The organism is Acidiferrimicrobium sp. IK (assembly GCF_025499425.1).
Lineage (GTDB): Bacteria > Actinomycetota > Acidimicrobiia > Acidimicrobiales > Palsa-688 > Acidiferrimicrobium.
This window is the reverse complement of record NZ_JAIMCB010000008.1, coordinates 155,918-170,752: the sequence shown is the minus strand read 5'-3', so window position 1 is coordinate 170,752 and position 14,835 is coordinate 155,918. Positions and strand designations below refer to the sequence as shown.

General features: G+C 71.0%; 12 protein-coding genes, 1 other RNA gene and 1 pseudogene. 3 read left to right on the top strand and 11 right to left on the bottom strand.

Going from position 1 to position 14,835, the window contains the following annotated elements:
- Positions 1 to 337: 337 nt before the first annotated feature.
- The 3 genes from ssrA to smpB all read right to left on the bottom strand — a co-directional run bounded on the left by ssrA (position 338) and on the right by smpB (position 2,549).
- Positions 338 to 688: a transfer-messenger RNA gene (gene ssrA / locus K6U06_RS14715) on the bottom strand.
- A gap of 78 nt (positions 689 to 766) precedes the next feature.
- The gene (locus K6U06_RS14710) at positions 767 to 1,918 is read right to left on the bottom strand and encodes a site-2 protease family protein (RefSeq protein ID WP_262322698.1); all 1,152 of its coding nucleotides are present in this window, start codon (positions 1,916 to 1,918) and stop codon (positions 767 to 769) included.
- 118 nt (positions 1,919 to 2,036) lie between these two features.
- Positions 2,037 to 2,549: an SsrA-binding protein SmpB gene (smpB, locus tag K6U06_RS14705; RefSeq protein ID WP_262322697.1), complete on the bottom strand. Its 513-nt coding sequence runs from the start codon at positions 2,547 to 2,549 to the stop codon at positions 2,037 to 2,039.
- 26 nt (positions 2,550 to 2,575) lie between these two features.
- On the opposite strand from smpB, the gene K6U06_RS14700 reads away from it, so the two are divergent.
- The 3 genes from K6U06_RS14700 to K6U06_RS14690 are packed head-to-tail and all read left to right on the top strand — an operon-like array spanning position 2,576 to position 4,298.
- Positions 2,576 to 3,013 (top strand): M67 family metallopeptidase, encoded by a 438-nt coding sequence (locus K6U06_RS14700; protein WP_262322696.1) that lies wholly within the window; start codon positions 2,576 to 2,578, stop codon positions 3,011 to 3,013.
- Positions 3,014 to 3,073: 60 nt separating this feature from the next.
- A complete protein-coding gene (locus tag K6U06_RS14695; RefSeq protein WP_262322695.1) occupies positions 3,074 to 3,349 on the top strand; it encodes a ubiquitin-like small modifier protein 1 in 276 nt (91 codons plus the stop codon).
- 1 nt (position 3,350) lies between these two features.
- Positions 3,351 to 4,298 (top strand): PLP-dependent cysteine synthase family protein, encoded by a 948-nt coding sequence (locus K6U06_RS14690; RefSeq protein ID WP_262322694.1) that lies wholly within the window; start codon positions 3,351 to 3,353, stop codon positions 4,296 to 4,298.
- Between the two features lie 101 nt (positions 4,299 to 4,399).
- Here the strand turns inward: K6U06_RS14690 and K6U06_RS14685 are convergent, their stop codons facing one another.
- From K6U06_RS14685 to K6U06_RS14655, 8 genes and pseudogenes are all read right to left on the bottom strand, one after another.
- Complete coding sequence (locus K6U06_RS14685; protein WP_262322693.1) at positions 4,400 to 4,798, bottom strand: type II toxin-antitoxin system VapC family toxin; 399 nt, start codon at positions 4,796 to 4,798, stop codon at positions 4,400 to 4,402.
- Positions 4,795 to 5,031 carry a FitA-like ribbon-helix-helix domain-containing protein gene (locus K6U06_RS14680; protein ID WP_262322692.1) on the bottom strand — a complete coding sequence of 79 codons (237 nt, stop codon included), beginning with the start codon at positions 5,029 to 5,031 and terminating at the stop codon, positions 4,795 to 4,797. The genes K6U06_RS14685 and K6U06_RS14680 overlap by 4 nt, the downstream gene beginning before the upstream one ends.
- A 48-nt stretch (positions 5,032 to 5,079) precedes the next feature.
- Entirely contained in the window at positions 5,080 to 6,747 is a 1,668-nt protein-coding gene (locus K6U06_RS14675; RefSeq protein ID WP_262322691.1) for a DNA repair helicase XPB, read from the bottom strand.
- Entirely contained in the window at positions 6,744 to 9,353 is a 2,610-nt protein-coding gene (locus K6U06_RS14670) for a helicase-associated domain-containing protein (RefSeq protein ID WP_262322690.1), read from the bottom strand. The genes K6U06_RS14675 and K6U06_RS14670 overlap by 4 nt, the downstream gene beginning before the upstream one ends.
- Before the next feature lie 186 nt (positions 9,354 to 9,539).
- The gene (locus tag K6U06_RS14665; RefSeq protein ID WP_262322689.1) at positions 9,540 to 10,067 is read right to left on the bottom strand and encodes a DUF6036 family nucleotidyltransferase; all 528 of its coding nucleotides are present in this window, start codon (positions 10,065 to 10,067) and stop codon (positions 9,540 to 9,542) included.
- 11 nt (positions 10,068 to 10,078) lie between these two features.
- Positions 10,079 to 10,474, bottom strand: coding sequence for a hypothetical protein (locus K6U06_RS14660; protein ID WP_262322688.1), 396 nt, complete (start codon positions 10,472 to 10,474; stop codon positions 10,079 to 10,081).
- Between the two features lie 27 nt (positions 10,475 to 10,501).
- A pseudogene (locus tag K6U06_RS24730) lies at positions 10,502 to 10,657 on the bottom strand (helix-turn-helix domain-containing protein); the annotation flags it as partial.
- Positions 10,658 to 10,924: 267 nt separating this feature from the next.
- Positions 10,925 to 14,617 (bottom strand): helix-turn-helix domain-containing protein, encoded by a 3,693-nt coding sequence (locus K6U06_RS14655; protein ID WP_262322687.1) that lies wholly within the window; start codon positions 14,615 to 14,617, stop codon positions 10,925 to 10,927.
- Between the last annotated feature and the right edge of the window lie 218 nt (positions 14,618 to 14,835).

Genomic DNA, 14,835 nt, shown 5'->3' with positions numbered 1-14,835 from the left:
AGGCGCCGGTGAGCATGTCGAGCACACCCAGGGCCCGGCAGACCCGCAGGAGGTGTTCAGCGCTGGCGTCCTGGCGTACCCGAGGCGCATGACAATGTCGCGAGACACGTGGGCGCGCTCTGCGACCTGGAGCCGCCAAGTGCGCGGGTCCTCGCCGACCCAGCGGCCCCTTGGCCAGTGCTGAGACGACGTCGGCTCCATAGGAACACAGTGTTCGGACCTCGTCGTAGGCAGCGCTCGCTCATGGCGCCGGCCGAGCGCGAGGAGGCCCGCCCTGGCGGGGCGGGCCTCGTGCTTCATTGTGCGTAGGCGTCCCCGCATTTCTGCGAGGACCCCACAGTGGAGGTGGCGGGAATCGAACCCGCGTCCTTCAGCTTCGCATCGGGGCTTCTCCGAGCGCAGCCGGTGATCTGATTCTCGGGTCTCCCGCTCGCCACCGGCACCGGCGGGAGACCTCAGTCGGCTAGATGTCCCCGATGGCCTGCCGACGCGACCACCAGGTGAGCCCTACTTGATGACATCCGTATCCGGCCCATAGGGCTGAGACCGGGCGGACGCGCTGCTAGTTAGGCAGCGATGCTGAGCTGAGGCTCGGCGTTTGTTGTTGGTTCCGACTCTTTAACGTGGATCCGGAGACCACGGCTCGCTTCACCCGAGTTGACGACCGAAGTCGAAGCCCTTCACCCCCATGTCAATGTGCAGCATCGCCATGGTACTCCCGTGCCGCCACCCAGCGGCGGGCGGCGCCGACCGGCCGCCGTCAGGCCTAGTGGGCCCGGGCGCCGGCTGCGGCCCGACCGGGCACCGTCCGGCGTCCGGAGCTGAGCATCGCTTCCACGTCGGAGGGCAGGACCGCCCCGATCGTGTGACCGCCGTCGACTACCAGGATGATCTGGCTGCCCCCGGTCCGGCTGAGAGTGGCGAGGGCGTCGTCTCCCGGTGAGGCGCCGGCGACGGCGTTCACCGGTACGGCCAGGTCGATCGGGCGGCGCACCCCCCACTCGTGGAGCGGGACGCTGCGGACCCGGTCTCCGGACACCACCGCCTGGTAGCCGCCGCCCCATCCCTCGAGCAGCCACACCCAGCCCGGACGGGGAGAGTCGTAGGCGTCGACGAACGCCTGGACGGTGATCCACCCCGGGGCGCCCCCGACCGGTCGCATGATGTCGCTGACGGTGGCCCCGTCGAGGACCCGCCGGACCGTGCCGGCCTGCTCCTCGCTGCGGGCGGCGGCCATCAGCCAGTAGCCGAGGAACGCCAGGACCAGCGCCTGGAACCCGCCCTGGCCTCGGAGCAGCAGCAGGAAGGAGAACGCCACGACCAGCGCACCGAACCCGATCCCGATTCGGCTGGTGATCCGCGTCGCCCGCCACTGGTCGTGGGTCAGCTTCCACAACCCGGCGTGCAGGACCCTGCCACCGTCGAGGGGGGACGCGGGGATCAGATTGAACACCGCGAGGGACACGTTGATGACCGCCAGCCACCCGAGGGCCGACACCGCCAGGCGGCTCGTGCCGCCCTGCTCCACCACGATCCGGGCGATGGCGAAGAGGCCGCCGACGGCCAAGCTGACCGCCGGGCCGATACCGGCGATGGCCGCCTCCCACGCCGGGCTGCGGGTGTCACCGTCGATCCTCGTGATCCCGCCCATCCACGACAGCGTGATCCCGTCGACGCGCATCCCCGCCCGGCGGGCGACGATCGCGTGGCCGAACTCGTGGAGCAGCACCGCGCCGATCAGGCCGACGGCGGTGGCCGCCCCGACCAGGTCGTAGGTCGCGGCGCTGTAGCCGGGGGCGTCGAAAGGAAGCCGGTTGCGGGCCAGCCCGGCGCCGACGAGCACGACGATGGCGATCAGGCTCCAGTGGATCCCGATGCCCACGCCGCCGATGCGGCCGAGCCGGAGGCTGTCCCTCATGAGATCCCTTGTACCCCGCCGGGGGGTGAATGCAAGAGCCGGCCGCCGGTTCTCAACGAACTTTTACCCCCGGGCGCTTTCGGCGCCCGGTTTGTCCCCCCGACGACCACTTCGCCGGTCACTCCGGCTCCAGCCCCCGCCGGCTGATGGCGGCCGCCCGGCGGGCCTCGAGCGCGGCGTCGCGCTCCGCGATGGCGTGGCGCTTGTCGTAGGACCGCCGCCCCCGGGCCAGGGCCAGGTCGACCTTGGCCCGGCCGTCTTTGAAGTAGATCGACAGCGGGATCAGGGTCAGCTGCTCCTGGCCGGTGCGGACCGTGAGCTCGTCGATCTGACGGCGGTGCAAAAGCAGCTTGCGGCTGCGGTCTGAGTCGACCGCACCGAAACCGTTGGCGTAGGAGTACGGCGCGACGTGCACCCCGTGCACCCACACCTCGCCGTTTTGCACCCGGGCGTAGCTGTCGCGGAGGGCCACGTTGCCCTCCCGCAGCGACTTGACCTCGGAGCCGACCAGGACGATGCCCGCCTCGTAGGTGTCGAGGATGTCGTACTCGTGACGGGCGCGGCGGTTCTGGGCGACCGGGCGCGGCCCGCCTGCCTTGACCTTCTTCTGACCACCGGACTTCGACGACACAGTCCACCCAAGGTACCGTCACCGCCGTGCCGACCACCGCGGCGTCCCCTTTCCCCACCTTGACCCTCGCCGCCAGCGTGCACGCGGAGATGGTCGCCGCCTGCCTGGCCGGCTATCCCCTCGAGGCGTGCGGGCTCCTCGGAGGCCACCCCGACGGCGAGTCGGCCCTGGCGACGGCGTGCTACCCGGCGCCCAACGTGGCGGCGTCGTCGCGGGTCTACACCGTCGAGCCGCGCGCCATGCTGCGCGCCGACCGGGCCGCGGAGGACGCCGGGCTGAGCGTGCTCGGGGTGTGGCACTCCCACACCCACACCGACGCGTACCCGTCCCCGACCGACATCGGCCAGGCGCCCGACCCGGACTGGTGGTACGTGCTCGTGTCGCTGCGCGACGTCGAACCGGTGGTGCGGGCCTACAGGATCCGCGACGGGGCGGTCGTAGAACGGCCGATCGCCCTACAATGACGACACGACCGGTCGACAATTCGTCTCCGGTCACCGCCCGCACTCCCAGGGAGCTCCACCGTGTCTGTCGCCGTTCGCCTGCCCGCCATCCTCCGTCCGTCCGCGGGTGGTGAGGCCACGGTCCAAGCCGAAGGAGCGACGGTCGGCGAGGTGTTCGACGACCTCGTCGCCAAGCACCCCGGCCTCAAGGACCAGCTGCTGACCCCCGAAGGCGACCTCCACCGCCACCTCAACGTGTTCCTCAACGACGACGACATCCGCTATCTGGGCAAGCTCGACGCCAAGGTCGCCGAGACCGACACCCTCACGTTGATGCCGGCCGTGGCCGGGGGCTGACATGTCCCGCTACACGAGCATCCTCGAGCTCATCGGCGACACGCCGATGCTCGACATCAGCGAACTCAGCCCCAACCCGCGGGTGACGATCCTGGCCAAGCTGGAGGGCGCCAACCCGGGCGGGTCGGTGAAGGACCGGGCCGCCAAGGCGATGGTCGAGGAGGCGGAGAAGGACGGCAGCTTGAAGCCGGGCCAGCAGATCCTCGAGTCCTCCTCGGGCAACACCGGCATCGCTCTGGCGATGATCGCCAAGGTCAAGGGCTACCCGCTCAAGGTGGTGCTGCCCGACAACGTGTCGGTGGAGCGGCGCCAGCTGCTCGGGGTGTGGGGCGCGGAGATCATCGCCTCGCCCGGCTCCGAGGGGTCCAACGGCGCGATGCGCCGGGCCCAGCAACTGGCCGCGGAGCATCGCGACTGGTGGTTCCCCTACCAGTACGCCAACCCGTCCAACCCCCGCGCCCACTACGAGGGCACCGGCCCGGAGATCTGGCGGGACTGCCCGGAGATCACCCACTTCGTGGCCGGGCTCGGCACCGCCGGCACGCTGATGGGCGTCGGCCGGTACCTGAAGGAGCGCAACCCCGAAGTGCAGGTGTGGGCGGTGCAGCCGCCGGCGGGGGAGATGGTCGACGGCTTGAAGAACCTCGACGAGGGGTTCATCCCGCCGGTGTTCACCGACAACGACGGCTTCGACCTGCTCGACCGCTCCAAGATCGTGGGGCCCCGCGAGTCGATCGAGTGGACCCGCCGCCTGGCCGAGGTCGGCGTGTTCGCCGGCATCTCGTCGGGGGCGATCATGGCCGCGGCCGCCAAGTGCGCGGCGGAGATCGACGAGGGGACCATCGTCACGATGGTCTGCGACGGCGGCTGGAAGTACCTCTCGACCGAAGCGTGGACCGGTGACATCGACGAGGTCACCGAGCGGGCCCGGTCGGTCATCTACTTCTGACAGCTCGGGGTCGGGGAAAGGGCGCCGGGCGCCTGAACCTCCGCGCCAGCCAGCGGCCGCACGCGACGAGATGAGCCATCAGCGTGGCGGTTGAGGGTCGCTCAAGGCGTCGACACCCGGCAGCGCAGGCCGGGCGCAGCGGCGATCCTGCGGTCGAGGGTGACGAGGGATGTCTCGAGCAGTTCCGCCAACGCCACATAGGCGGCGTCGTAGACCGACAGGTTGTGGCGCAGCTGCCAGGCCCGTGCGGCGACGAGCTCGTAGGGCCAATGCTCGACGGTGAGGTCGAGCAGGTCGGCGTGGACCTGCGCGGCCTGGTCGGCGCCGATCAGACCGGCCAGCTCGTGGCGGCGCACGACGTTGGCCGTCTCGGAGCCGACGAGGCTCGGGGCGGCGAGATCCATGCCGCTGAGCGCAGCGGTCACCCACGTGCCGTCAGGCCCGGCGTCCATCAACAAAGCCGCGAGCGCGGACGCGTCGCAGACGACCCGTCCGCTCACCGGCGCTCGGCGTCCCGGGCGGCGAGGATGGATTCGGCGCCGGCCCGGGTCCCGGTCACCCCGACGCGAGCCCTCGCTCTGGCGATGACGTCGGCGGCCGGTGGACGTTCGACGGTGTCGATGAGCATGCCTCGGAGGTACTCCTGCAGGGACTTGCCGGCTCGAGCAGCGCGAGCCGCCAGCTCGTCCCTGACCTCGTCGGGCACGTCCCGGATGGTGATCGCCACCGCCATGCCTGCATAATAGCTGCACTGCTGCTGGGATGCAGTCTCCCGGTGGGCTCAGCCGCCCTGGCGGTCCAGCCACTCCACGTCGGCGTCCGCGTCGGCTATGCGGTAGGCGTAGCCCTGCTCGGCCAAGAACCGTTGACGGCGGGCCGCGAACTCCTGGTCGTTGGTGTCGCGCGCCACGACGGTGAAGAAGTGCGCCTGGCGCCCGTCTGCCTTGGGCCGTAGGACCCGCCCGAGGCGCTGGGCCTCTTCCTGGCGGCTCCCGAAGGTGCCTGACACCTGGATGGCGATGGATGCGTCGGGCAAATCGACGCTGAAGTTGGCCACCTTCGAAACCACGAGCACCGGGATCTCGCCTCGCCGGAACGCCTCGAAAAGCGCTTCGCGTTGGCGCACCGGGGTCTTGCCGGTGAGCACCGGCGCGTCCAGCCGCCGGCCGAGCTGGTCGAGCTGGTCGAGGTACTGGCCGATCACCAGGACCGGCTCGTGTCGGGCCGCGGCCTGTTCGCATAGGCGGCTGACGACGTGCAGCTTGGAGCCGGCGGTGGCGCCGACACGGTAACGGTCCTCGGCCTCGGCCAGGGCGTAGGCCATGCGCTCCTCGTCGGTGAGGGTCACGCGGATCTCGGTGCACGAGGCCGGTGCGATCCATCCCTGCGCCTCGATGTCGCGCCACGGCGCGTCGAAGCGCTTCGGTCCGATGAGGCTGAACACGTCCCCCTCCCGGCCGTCCTCGCGCACGAGGGTGGCGGTGAGCCCGAGGCGGCGCCGGCTCTGGATCTCGGCGGTCATGCGGAACACCGGTGCGGGCAGCAGGTGGACCTCGTCGTAGACGATCAGTCCCCAGTCCTCGGCCGAGAAGACCTCCAGGTGCGGGTACAGCCCGCCTCGCCGGGCGCTCAGGATCTGGTAGGTGGCGATGGTGACCGGCCGGATCTCCTTGCGCTGACCGGAGTACTCCCCGATCTCTGCGTCGGTGAGGGTGGTGCGGGCCAAAAGCTCGGTGCGCCACTGGCGCCCCGCCACGACGTTGGTGACGAGGATCAGGGTGCGGGCCCCGGTCGCGGCCATGGCGGCCGCTCCCACGAGGGTCTTGCCGGAGCCGCAGGGCAGGACGACGACGCCGCTGCCGGCCGCGGAGAAGGCGTCGACCGCCTGGAGCTGGTAGCCGCGCAGCTCGAACGCGTCGCTTCGCAGGGCGATCGGGTGGGCGGCGCCGTCCACGTAGCCGGCCCGGTCCTCGGCCGGCCAGCCGATCTTGAGTAGCGCCTGCTTGAGACGGCCGCGTTCGGAGCGCGACACGGCGACGGTCTCGCCGTCGATGCGGGGGCCGATCAGGCCGGCGACGGCCTTGGTCCGGACGATCTCCTCGAGCACCGGTCGGTCCTGGCTGCGCAGCACCAGCCCGTGCACGGCGTCGACGTCGAGCACCACCCGGCCGTACCTGGCCATGGTCTCGGCCACGTCGACGAGCAGCGACTGCGGCACGCTGTAGCGCGACCAGTGCAGGAGGGCGTCGACGACCTCCTCGGCGTCGTGGCCCGCAGCCCGAGCGTTCCAGAGCGCCAGCGACGTGACCCGGTAGGTGTGGACGTGCTCGGGCGACCGCTCCAGTTCGGCAAAAGCGGCGATGGCGGCGCGGCACGCCGCGGCGTCGGGGTGGTCGGTCTCGAGCAGCAGGGTCCGGTCCGATTGGACGATCAACGGTCCGTCGCTCACCAGCCCAACGCCTCTTCCTCGGCTTCGGTGGCCACCCGGACCCATTCGATCCGGTAGATCGCCAGCTCCCCTCCGCCGTGACGGTCGCTCAGGTAGCGCAGCCGGACCTTGCCCCGACCGACGCCGAGGATCTCTGCGAAGAACTCGCCGGCCATGCCCTTGGTGTTGACGTAACTCATGCGCACCGCCCACCCGGCCTGGTAGGCGGCCATGAGGAGGTCGGGCATGGCCCGCTGGTCCTTGACGATCGTGGTCGGCCGCCCGTCGAACAGCTCCGGCTGGGGAAAGGGGAGCGTCGCTCCCCCTTGCCTCGCGCCTGGCGATCCGCCTCGGCTCGGGGGCGCCTGGCTGCGCGGCGGCGCGCTTCGCAGCCGGGAGACGAGGTCGCGAAGCTCCTCGCCGACCGGCGGGTCGCCTGCCCCCGCCGAGCTGGCGTCCGCGAGGAGCTGCGCCAGCCCAGTCGGCAGACCGGCGATCCCGCCCAGCAGCTCCAAGTCGCCCAACAGGCCGTCTATGGCTTCTGCTTCGTCGTCGTCGAGGTCGGGGTCGAGCCCGCCGGCGAGCAGCGCTTCGGCCAGGCCGGCGAGCCCGTCGAACTCGTCACCGGGGCCGCCGTCGCGGACCCGGTGGGCTGGGGTCCTCTGCAGCGCAACCGCCCCGTCCGCTCCCTCGAGCGCCGGCAGGTACCCGGCCGCCCGCAGCGCCTCGAGCACCGCCTCGGGGGAGCGGGCGGTGATCGCCACCGTCGGCGCCAGCGAACGTAGCCCCAGGGCAGCCACCTTCTTGACCCGTAACACCTCTGCGAGCAACGCCGGCTCCTCGCACACGACGTAGCATCCGGCGCTGCCGAGACGGAGCCGGCCGAAGCGCCGGCCGACGTCCTCGATCATGTAGCGCAACGGCTGGGGGACCCCGTGGGCGGCGTGACGTTCGAGGAAGTCGATGATCTCCGCGGCGCTGCGGCCGGCCTCGTAGCCGCGTCGCACGCTGGCCTCGCTGAAGCGCCAGACCGTCGCCTGGCCCCGCGACTCCACAGCAGCGAGGAGGTCCAACTCGTCGCGAAGCGAAGCGGGCGGCTCCCCCGCGACGGTGGCGGTGAGGTCGGCCTGCAGGATCACCCGTTCGGCCAGCGGCGGGGCAACGCGGGCGAGCAGCTCCTCGGCCCGAGGGAAGTCCGACTCCGTCAGCGCTGTTCCGAACGTGCTGAGAACGCCCCCCACCGCCACGCCGAGCAGGGCGGCTTCGCCGAGCGTGCGCTCTACCCACGCCGCCGCCGGGCTGTCCTGCCAGAGCGCGGGTCGGAGCCATTCGGCTCGGGCTGCCACGCCGGCGGGGTCGGCCGCCATGCCCGGCCCGGCGTCGGCGACGGCGGAGAGCAGCAGGATCCGGCGCATCAACCCCAACGCCGACGGTCGCCATCCGAGGAGGGGCGGCACGGGTTTGCCGTCGTCGCCGTGCGCGCCGACCTGGTGCAGGGAACCGATCATGCGCTGCCACGCGTCGGCCAGGCGCACCCAACGACCGGCTGTGGGAAGCCGGCGCCACTCGTCGTAGGCCGGTGTGGGCATGACCGCGCCTGACTCGTCGACGCCCACCAGGCCCGCCTCGGCTGCCAGCTCGACGATCCGGGAGGTGTCGGCGTCGCTGCGCTCGAGCGCCTTGGCCAGCCGGCGTACCTCGCGGATCCCGAGGCCGCCGGACTGGAGCAGATTTACCGGCGCGCCGCTCCACCGTTCGGCGACAGCCTCGACGTCCTGCACCAGATGCAGCGCAGCCTCCCCCGCTGACTGGTCGACCTGTTCCCGGTCGACCGGGTGCGCCAGAACGGCGGGCGGCGAGGGATCGAACTGGCTGCCGGCGGCAGCGGGCCGGAGCGCGACGCCTACCTCTCGGGGCATGACCACGGTACTCCAGTCCACCTGGACCAAAAGGCCCCGCTCGATGCACCAGGCGGCAGGGCCGCCTCGACGGAGGTGCGGCTCGACGCCGCTGACCAGACGGATCTGCGGGTGGGTGGCGGCTTGGTCGAGGAGGGCACCCGACTGGCCTGGCGCGTCGAGGCGAAGGCGCTCTACTCGTCCCGGCTCGGCTAGGGCCGCCACCAGCCGTTTGACCAGCGCCGGCTTGGCGCCGGCGGTCGACAGGCCGAGGCGAGTGGCCACGGCCATCAACTGGGTGTTGGTGCGGGTGGCGAACAGGTGTTCCGCGCGCGGCCCCAGGCCGAAGGGGAGCGGTATCACCTCCTGCAGCGCGGGGTTGGGCGTCACCGTCCCGTCGGGATGCACCAGGATCATCCGGCACTGCCGCAGGTGCTCGAGGACCGGCGCGATGTCCTCCGCGGTCGCTCCCAGCCGCGCTCCGGGGTCGGGCACCCCTCCAGGGTCGAGGCAGAGCAACTCCAGCACCTGGCGGGTGGGGCGCTCGGCGGTGTCGTAGAACAGCCCGGCGCTGGCCTCCCCGAGGGAGCGGGCGGCGAGCTCCGCCATGTCCGACGGCGCCGGCAGGAGCAAATCGGGCCGGCGCTCGAGCAGGCGGACCAGCTCCTCGTCCGACGCTGCCTCGAACGCTTCGAGCCAAGCCTTCGGAGGGGTCCACCTACCCTGCAAAAGGGACCTCATTCTCGGCGCCGGGACCGGAGGACACCCCCGAACCATAGCTTCACCGGGCGGCCGAATGAGGGGTACGACGGAGCCCGAGAGCGCGTGCCCCCGAGCCGCACTGGAGCACGGGTCAGGGTCAGGTGCACTTGCGAAAAGCCGGCGACCGCCCAGCCGACACCTCGCGTGGCGCGGTCAGGGCCGGTGGGTCACGCGGAGGGCGTGGGCCAGCGCCGGGCCGGCTCTGTCAGGGAGCGGATCCTCGGGGAAGAAGCGCTCGTAGATGTCGAGTGCTTGGCCTTCGGTCGAGATGTCGAGCCGGTCGAGGAGCACCGCCATGTCCTCCACGTCCCGGCGGCCTCGCGACGCTCGCAACTTCATGGCCAGGAGCAGGTCCGCCGGCGCGACCGAGACGGTGATCCCCTCGACTGCGACAACCGTCGGTCCGGAATCGAGCCCGACGTGCTCGGGGACGAACAGCTTGGCTGCGTCGTTGAGCCACGACGCGGGTGCTCCCTCCCGGCGGCCGACGACCGCGGCGGCTTCGAGGACAAGGTCAGCAGGAGCGAAGATGGCGTCGACGTCTCTGGTGGCGGGCCGGTCGTAGTACGCCAGCGCCATCGCCGCACCACCGACTACGAAGATCCGGGCTTTCACCTTCCTGGCAGACAGCTCTGTCGCCAGCGCCGTCAGGAGCCGCCGGATGTCAGCTTCGAAAAGCACTCCGCCGGAGATCATGCGCTGGCCAACTCAGAGCTGTTGATCATCACGCCGTGGCGGAAGAAGCTGGCGGGGGCGCTCAGGTAGGCGTCGGCTTCATAGCCGGGGATGCCGGCCACGAACCACAATGGTGTGACGAAGCGAGACGGTTGGTCTGTCCAGGCGGGCACGGGCAGGCGGGCTGCGGCGAGGAAGTGCTCGACCGCTGCGGCGATGAACGCGTCATAGCGGGAGTCGCCGGTCGGCTGGGCCGGCGTGGCGCAGAGGGCGCCTCTGGTGGCGAGCGGCTCGGCGTCGAGGGTGTCGCAGAGCTGGATGAGCAGCCGGAAGGCCTCGGCCCCGGAGCCGCTGGCTGCGCTGGCGGCGACCCGACGGGCCGTCTCGGCGACGGTGCGACCTTGCGTCGGCACCGTTATCAGACGGTGGCCTGCCGCTGCGACGAGCCGGTCGAGCAAGCCGGCACCAGGATCCCGCCGACCTGCTTCTATGCGCGCCACCGACGACTGCGGAACTCCAGCGCGTCGGGCGATCTCACGCTGGGAGAGGCCAGCTGACAGCCGGGCCTCTCGTATCAGCTCGCTCGCAAAATCCATGAGCGCATGATACCGGATTGGATATCGTCACTCGCTGTGACACTACCGGTCTCCCTCACCCACATGGCGGCTTCTCCGCCGCGCTCGACGCGCCCCGCTGAGCCGATACCACTACTTGGCGGCAGCCACTGCAGGGATGGGGTTCCGCAAGGCGCGAGCGGTGCTGCGGTTAACACGCCTTGTGGATCCGCTGAGGGCTCTCCCTAGCAGTCGGCTCGCCCCCGGGAATCCTCGCGACGCTCAGGTGGCGGCGGTCGACCCTGACCGTCAGGTGCCTGGGCACGGCGGATGGTACGGCTCCCCCTGCACGTAGCGGGACCAATCGGCTCTGGACACGGGCGAGCCGGCGGTGGCGCAGATCGCTGTAGCGGCTTGCTTGGCGGTGCTGGCCCACACGTGGACGATCTGGTCGCTGCCACTGGCGAGGAGGGCGCTGCCGTCGGGCCGGTAGGTGACAGCAAACACCGCGCCGCCGGCTGCGGAGAGGGTGGCCAGCAGAGAAGGTGCACTGCGGTCCGCCACGTTCCACAGCCAGACGGAGTGATCGGTGCTGGCTGCCGCAAGGGTGGACCCGTCCGGGCTCAGCGCCAACTGGTAGACATAGCCGGTCGGGCCGCTGAGGGGTCGGCCGAGAAGGACGGGGTGGGTCGGATCGGCGACATTCCACAGCCGGACGGTGCCGTCGGCGCTTCCGGCGATCAAGGTCCTGTCGCCGGGGGTGAACACCGCGGTATAGGCATAGTTGGTAAAGCCACCGAGGGTGGCGAGGAGGCGAGTACCCCCGCCTTCTATGCGGTAGAGGCGGACATCGTTGTCGCTGCTGGTGGTGGCGAGTAGGTGCCCGCCGCGGTCGAAGGTCGCGCTGAGGATCTCACCGGCGGTGTCGTGGCGGGTCGGCATGGCTCGCGGGTGGGCGGGATCTGTGACGTCCCAGGTAAGCAAGTCACCGGCGTCGTCGGTTGCGACGAGACGGTTCCCGGTCGGGCTGAATGCAAGGTCTTCGACGAGAGGGTGGCCGCCGGTGAGCGGGGCACCGACCGCTTCGGGGTGAGCCGGGTCGGTTACGTCGAATAGCTGCACGGCCCCGGCCCGGTTGGCGGCGGCCAAAAGGCGACCGTCGGGGCGGATCGCACCAGCGCCGGCGACGGGGCCGAGTGCGGCAGGGAGGTGGACCTCGCTTCGAACATCGGGCCGGATGCCGGCGCTCGGTGCCCAGAGCGTGACGTCTCCTGCTCCGCCGTCCGAGGTGGCAGCCAGGCGCCCGTCAGTCGCGAACCCCAGCCCGAAGACGTTGCCTGGCTCGTCGAGCATGCCGGCTAGCGGCAACGTCCAGGTCTGGACGCCACCTCCCGAGTCGACGGCCACCAGACGAGAGTCGCCGGCGGCGAAGGCGACGCCGGTGACCGGGTATGGCGCCTGTTCGATTGAGGCCACGGTGAGCGTGCTGCTGTGGTAGGCGCGGAGGCTTCCATCAGCGGTACCGGCTGCCAGGTACGCGCCGTTGGAGCTGAAGGCGACCGAGTCGATGGGCGCAGTGACGTCCCGGGCCGGGGCGGGGGCCAGGGACGGTGCGTTCGCCTTGGTGAGGTTCCAAAGGTGAAGGCTTCCGTCGGATGCGCCGGCCAAGAGGCGGGTACCGTCCGGGCTCACGGCCAGAGCCTCGAGGTCGGAGGTGCCGGCGCCCGGGAGGGCAAAGGGCCGACCGGCGGCGTGCAGCCAGATGTCGGCGTTACCGCCCGCGCCGACCGCCGCCAGGCTGCCGTCGGGCAGCCACACCGCAGCCTTGAAGGCACCGCCTTGTCCCGCGAGCACCCCGACGGCACGGGGGAGTGCAGCGTCGCTGATGTCGTAGAGGTGGACCTTGCCGTCGGCGCCGGCAGCGGCTAGGTGGCCCCCGCCCGGCGAGAACGCCAGTGCGTAGATGGTGGTGGGTGCCACCCGGATCGACGTTACCGGTGCCGGCGCCGCCGGTCGGCGGACATCGACGAGCTCGACGGTGCCGGTGTCCCCTCCAACGGCGAGCAGCGCGCCGTCGGCCCGAAGGGCGACAGCGAAATCCTTGCCGCCGGGAGGGGCGGCCACCCGTCCTGCGATGTGTGCCGGGGAGGACGGATTGAGGAGGGCGACGGTGTCGTCCCCGGTGCGGGCGATAGCAAGCAAGCTTCCGTCGGCGGAGCGGGCCACGAATTGGGGGCCAGCGGGACCTGTGATGCGGGTCGGGATGTCGGCGGCGCTCGCGTCGAGCAGCGCAGATCGAGCTTGGACCGTCGGGGCCAACCGGTAGGCAGCTACGGCCAGCTGGGCGGCGACGGCGGGATCGGACCCGCTGAGCTGCCGTGCCTCGATGGCCACTTCTCGCGACATGGCCTGATCGCGGGTCCGCTGCGCCTGTCGTGTCGAGACTACGGCGACAGCCGCTGCGGCGAGGGCCGCCGCCGTGACCGCTGCGAGAGCGGCCAGGAGTCGATGGGTGCGCCGGGTGTGGAGCCGCTCCCTTCGGTGCTCGCGGTGCTCCTCCTCGCGGGAGCGGCTCACGAACTCTTCCTCGACCCGGTTGAGCGACCGCCCCGGCGTGGTGGCCGCCTCGACGGCCCCAGCCAGGCGTGGGCCCCTCCAAAGCATCGACCCGTGGCGCCCGGAGCCGTCCCAGGCCCGAGCTGCGTCGGCGAGTTGATGGTGCAGGTGCAGCCACTCCCTATCGGCCTCTACCCACCTGGCCAGGCGCGGCCATGCGACGAGCAGTGCTTCGTGGCTGAGTTGTATCGCTCCGCTGTCCACGGTGACGAGCCGGGCGGCGACGAAGCGCTCGAGGACCCGACCAGCGATTTCGTCGTGGCTCGGGTGACCAGTGTCGAGCATCTCGCGGCGGTCAACTCGCGCCCTGGTGGGGCGGGCGCCGCCATCGACTCTGACCAAACGGGAGAACAGCGCTCGCGCTACCTGTTGCTCGGGGCTGTCCAGAGCGCTGTAGAGCTGCTCCGCAGCTTGGAGGACGGCGCCGCTGATGCCCCCGACGGTGACGTAGTCGGCCACGGTGAGCTGGTTGCGAGAACCGCTCTCCCAGGCGGCGAGGAGGGCATAGGAGAGCAGCGGCAGCACGCCGGGCTCGTGGGCGAAGCCTCCCGGGTCCCCTGTGCGCAGGTCGGAGAGCACAAGGTCGACCAGCGCCCCCTCGACGCCGGCGCCAACCGCCTCCGCAGGACCGACGATCACCTCCCGGAGTTCCTCGGTCGTCATCGGGGTGACCAGGACCTGGCGGTGGCGGAGGGCGTCGATGAGCGCCACCTCAGAGGCGGCATCGTCGTAGAAGTCTGCTCGCACGGCCACCACGACGCGACAGCGCCGCCCCAACTCCTCCAACCGGTCGAGGCGCTCTCGCCGGTGAGGCTCGGCGGCGACGAGGACGTCCTCGATGCGATCGACGATCACCACTGCGGACCCGTCCGACCCCAGGTCCAGCACGCCCTCGTCCAGCTGGTCGGCGGACATGACATGCACCGCCACCTGGCCCCCAGAAGCGTCACCAGCGCGTAGAGCTGGGACCAACCCGGCCCGGAGTAGGGACGATTTGCCCGAACCGGAGGCCCCGACCAGCGCCACCATCCCGGGCCCAGGCAGCCCGGAGACGAGCGCCAGCACCTCCTTGGTGACCTGACGGCGCCCGAAGTAGACGTCGGCGTCCTCCTCCCGAAACGGCTCGAGTCCCCGGTACGGCGATGAGCCACGACCGCTGCGCCCGTCGGTCGTCGACCGCAGCCGCCCGAACGCGTCGACCCAGAGGGCGGCCTCTCTCGGATCGTCCAGTCCCAACGCTGCGAGCACGGATTGCAGGGAGGACAGTTGCGACGGATTGGGCAAATGCCTCCCCGTCAACCAGCCACTCAACGTGCCGGATTCGACGCCCGATGCCCTCGCCAAATGGCGGACCGAGAGCCCCGACCGGGCCCGCAGCACTGCCATTGCCGCCCGAAGATCCTCACGAGTGCGGATTTCGGACGGGTGGGGTCGGTCAACTATGGCCAAGACCTGCCTCTCCCGTGACGATTTGCAGCAAATAGTAGGCGCGGCCGGCGCCGCCCTCGGCGCCGGCTGACCTGCTCTTTTACCAAGTCCGTACAAGCCCGCACGCCGACCGAGGACTGATTCACGGCCTGTCGTCTTGTGCTGCTGGATGTCGT

Coding starts and splice junctions, on each gene's coding strand:
- K6U06_RS14710 (WP_262322698.1), bottom strand. CDS start 1,918: ATGAGGGACAGCCTCCGGCTCGGCCGCATCGGCGGCGTGGGCATCGGG.
- K6U06_RS14690 (WP_262322694.1), top strand. CDS start 3,351: ATGTCCCGCTACACGAGCATCCTCGAGCTCATCGGCGACACGCCGATG.
- K6U06_RS14680 (WP_262322692.1), bottom strand. CDS start 5,031: ATGGCGGTGGCGATCACCATCCGGGACGTGCCCGACGAGGTCAGGGAC.
- K6U06_RS14655 (WP_262322687.1), bottom strand. CDS start 14,617: ATGGCAGTGCTGCGGGCCCGGTCGGGGCTCTCGGTCCGCCATTTGGCG.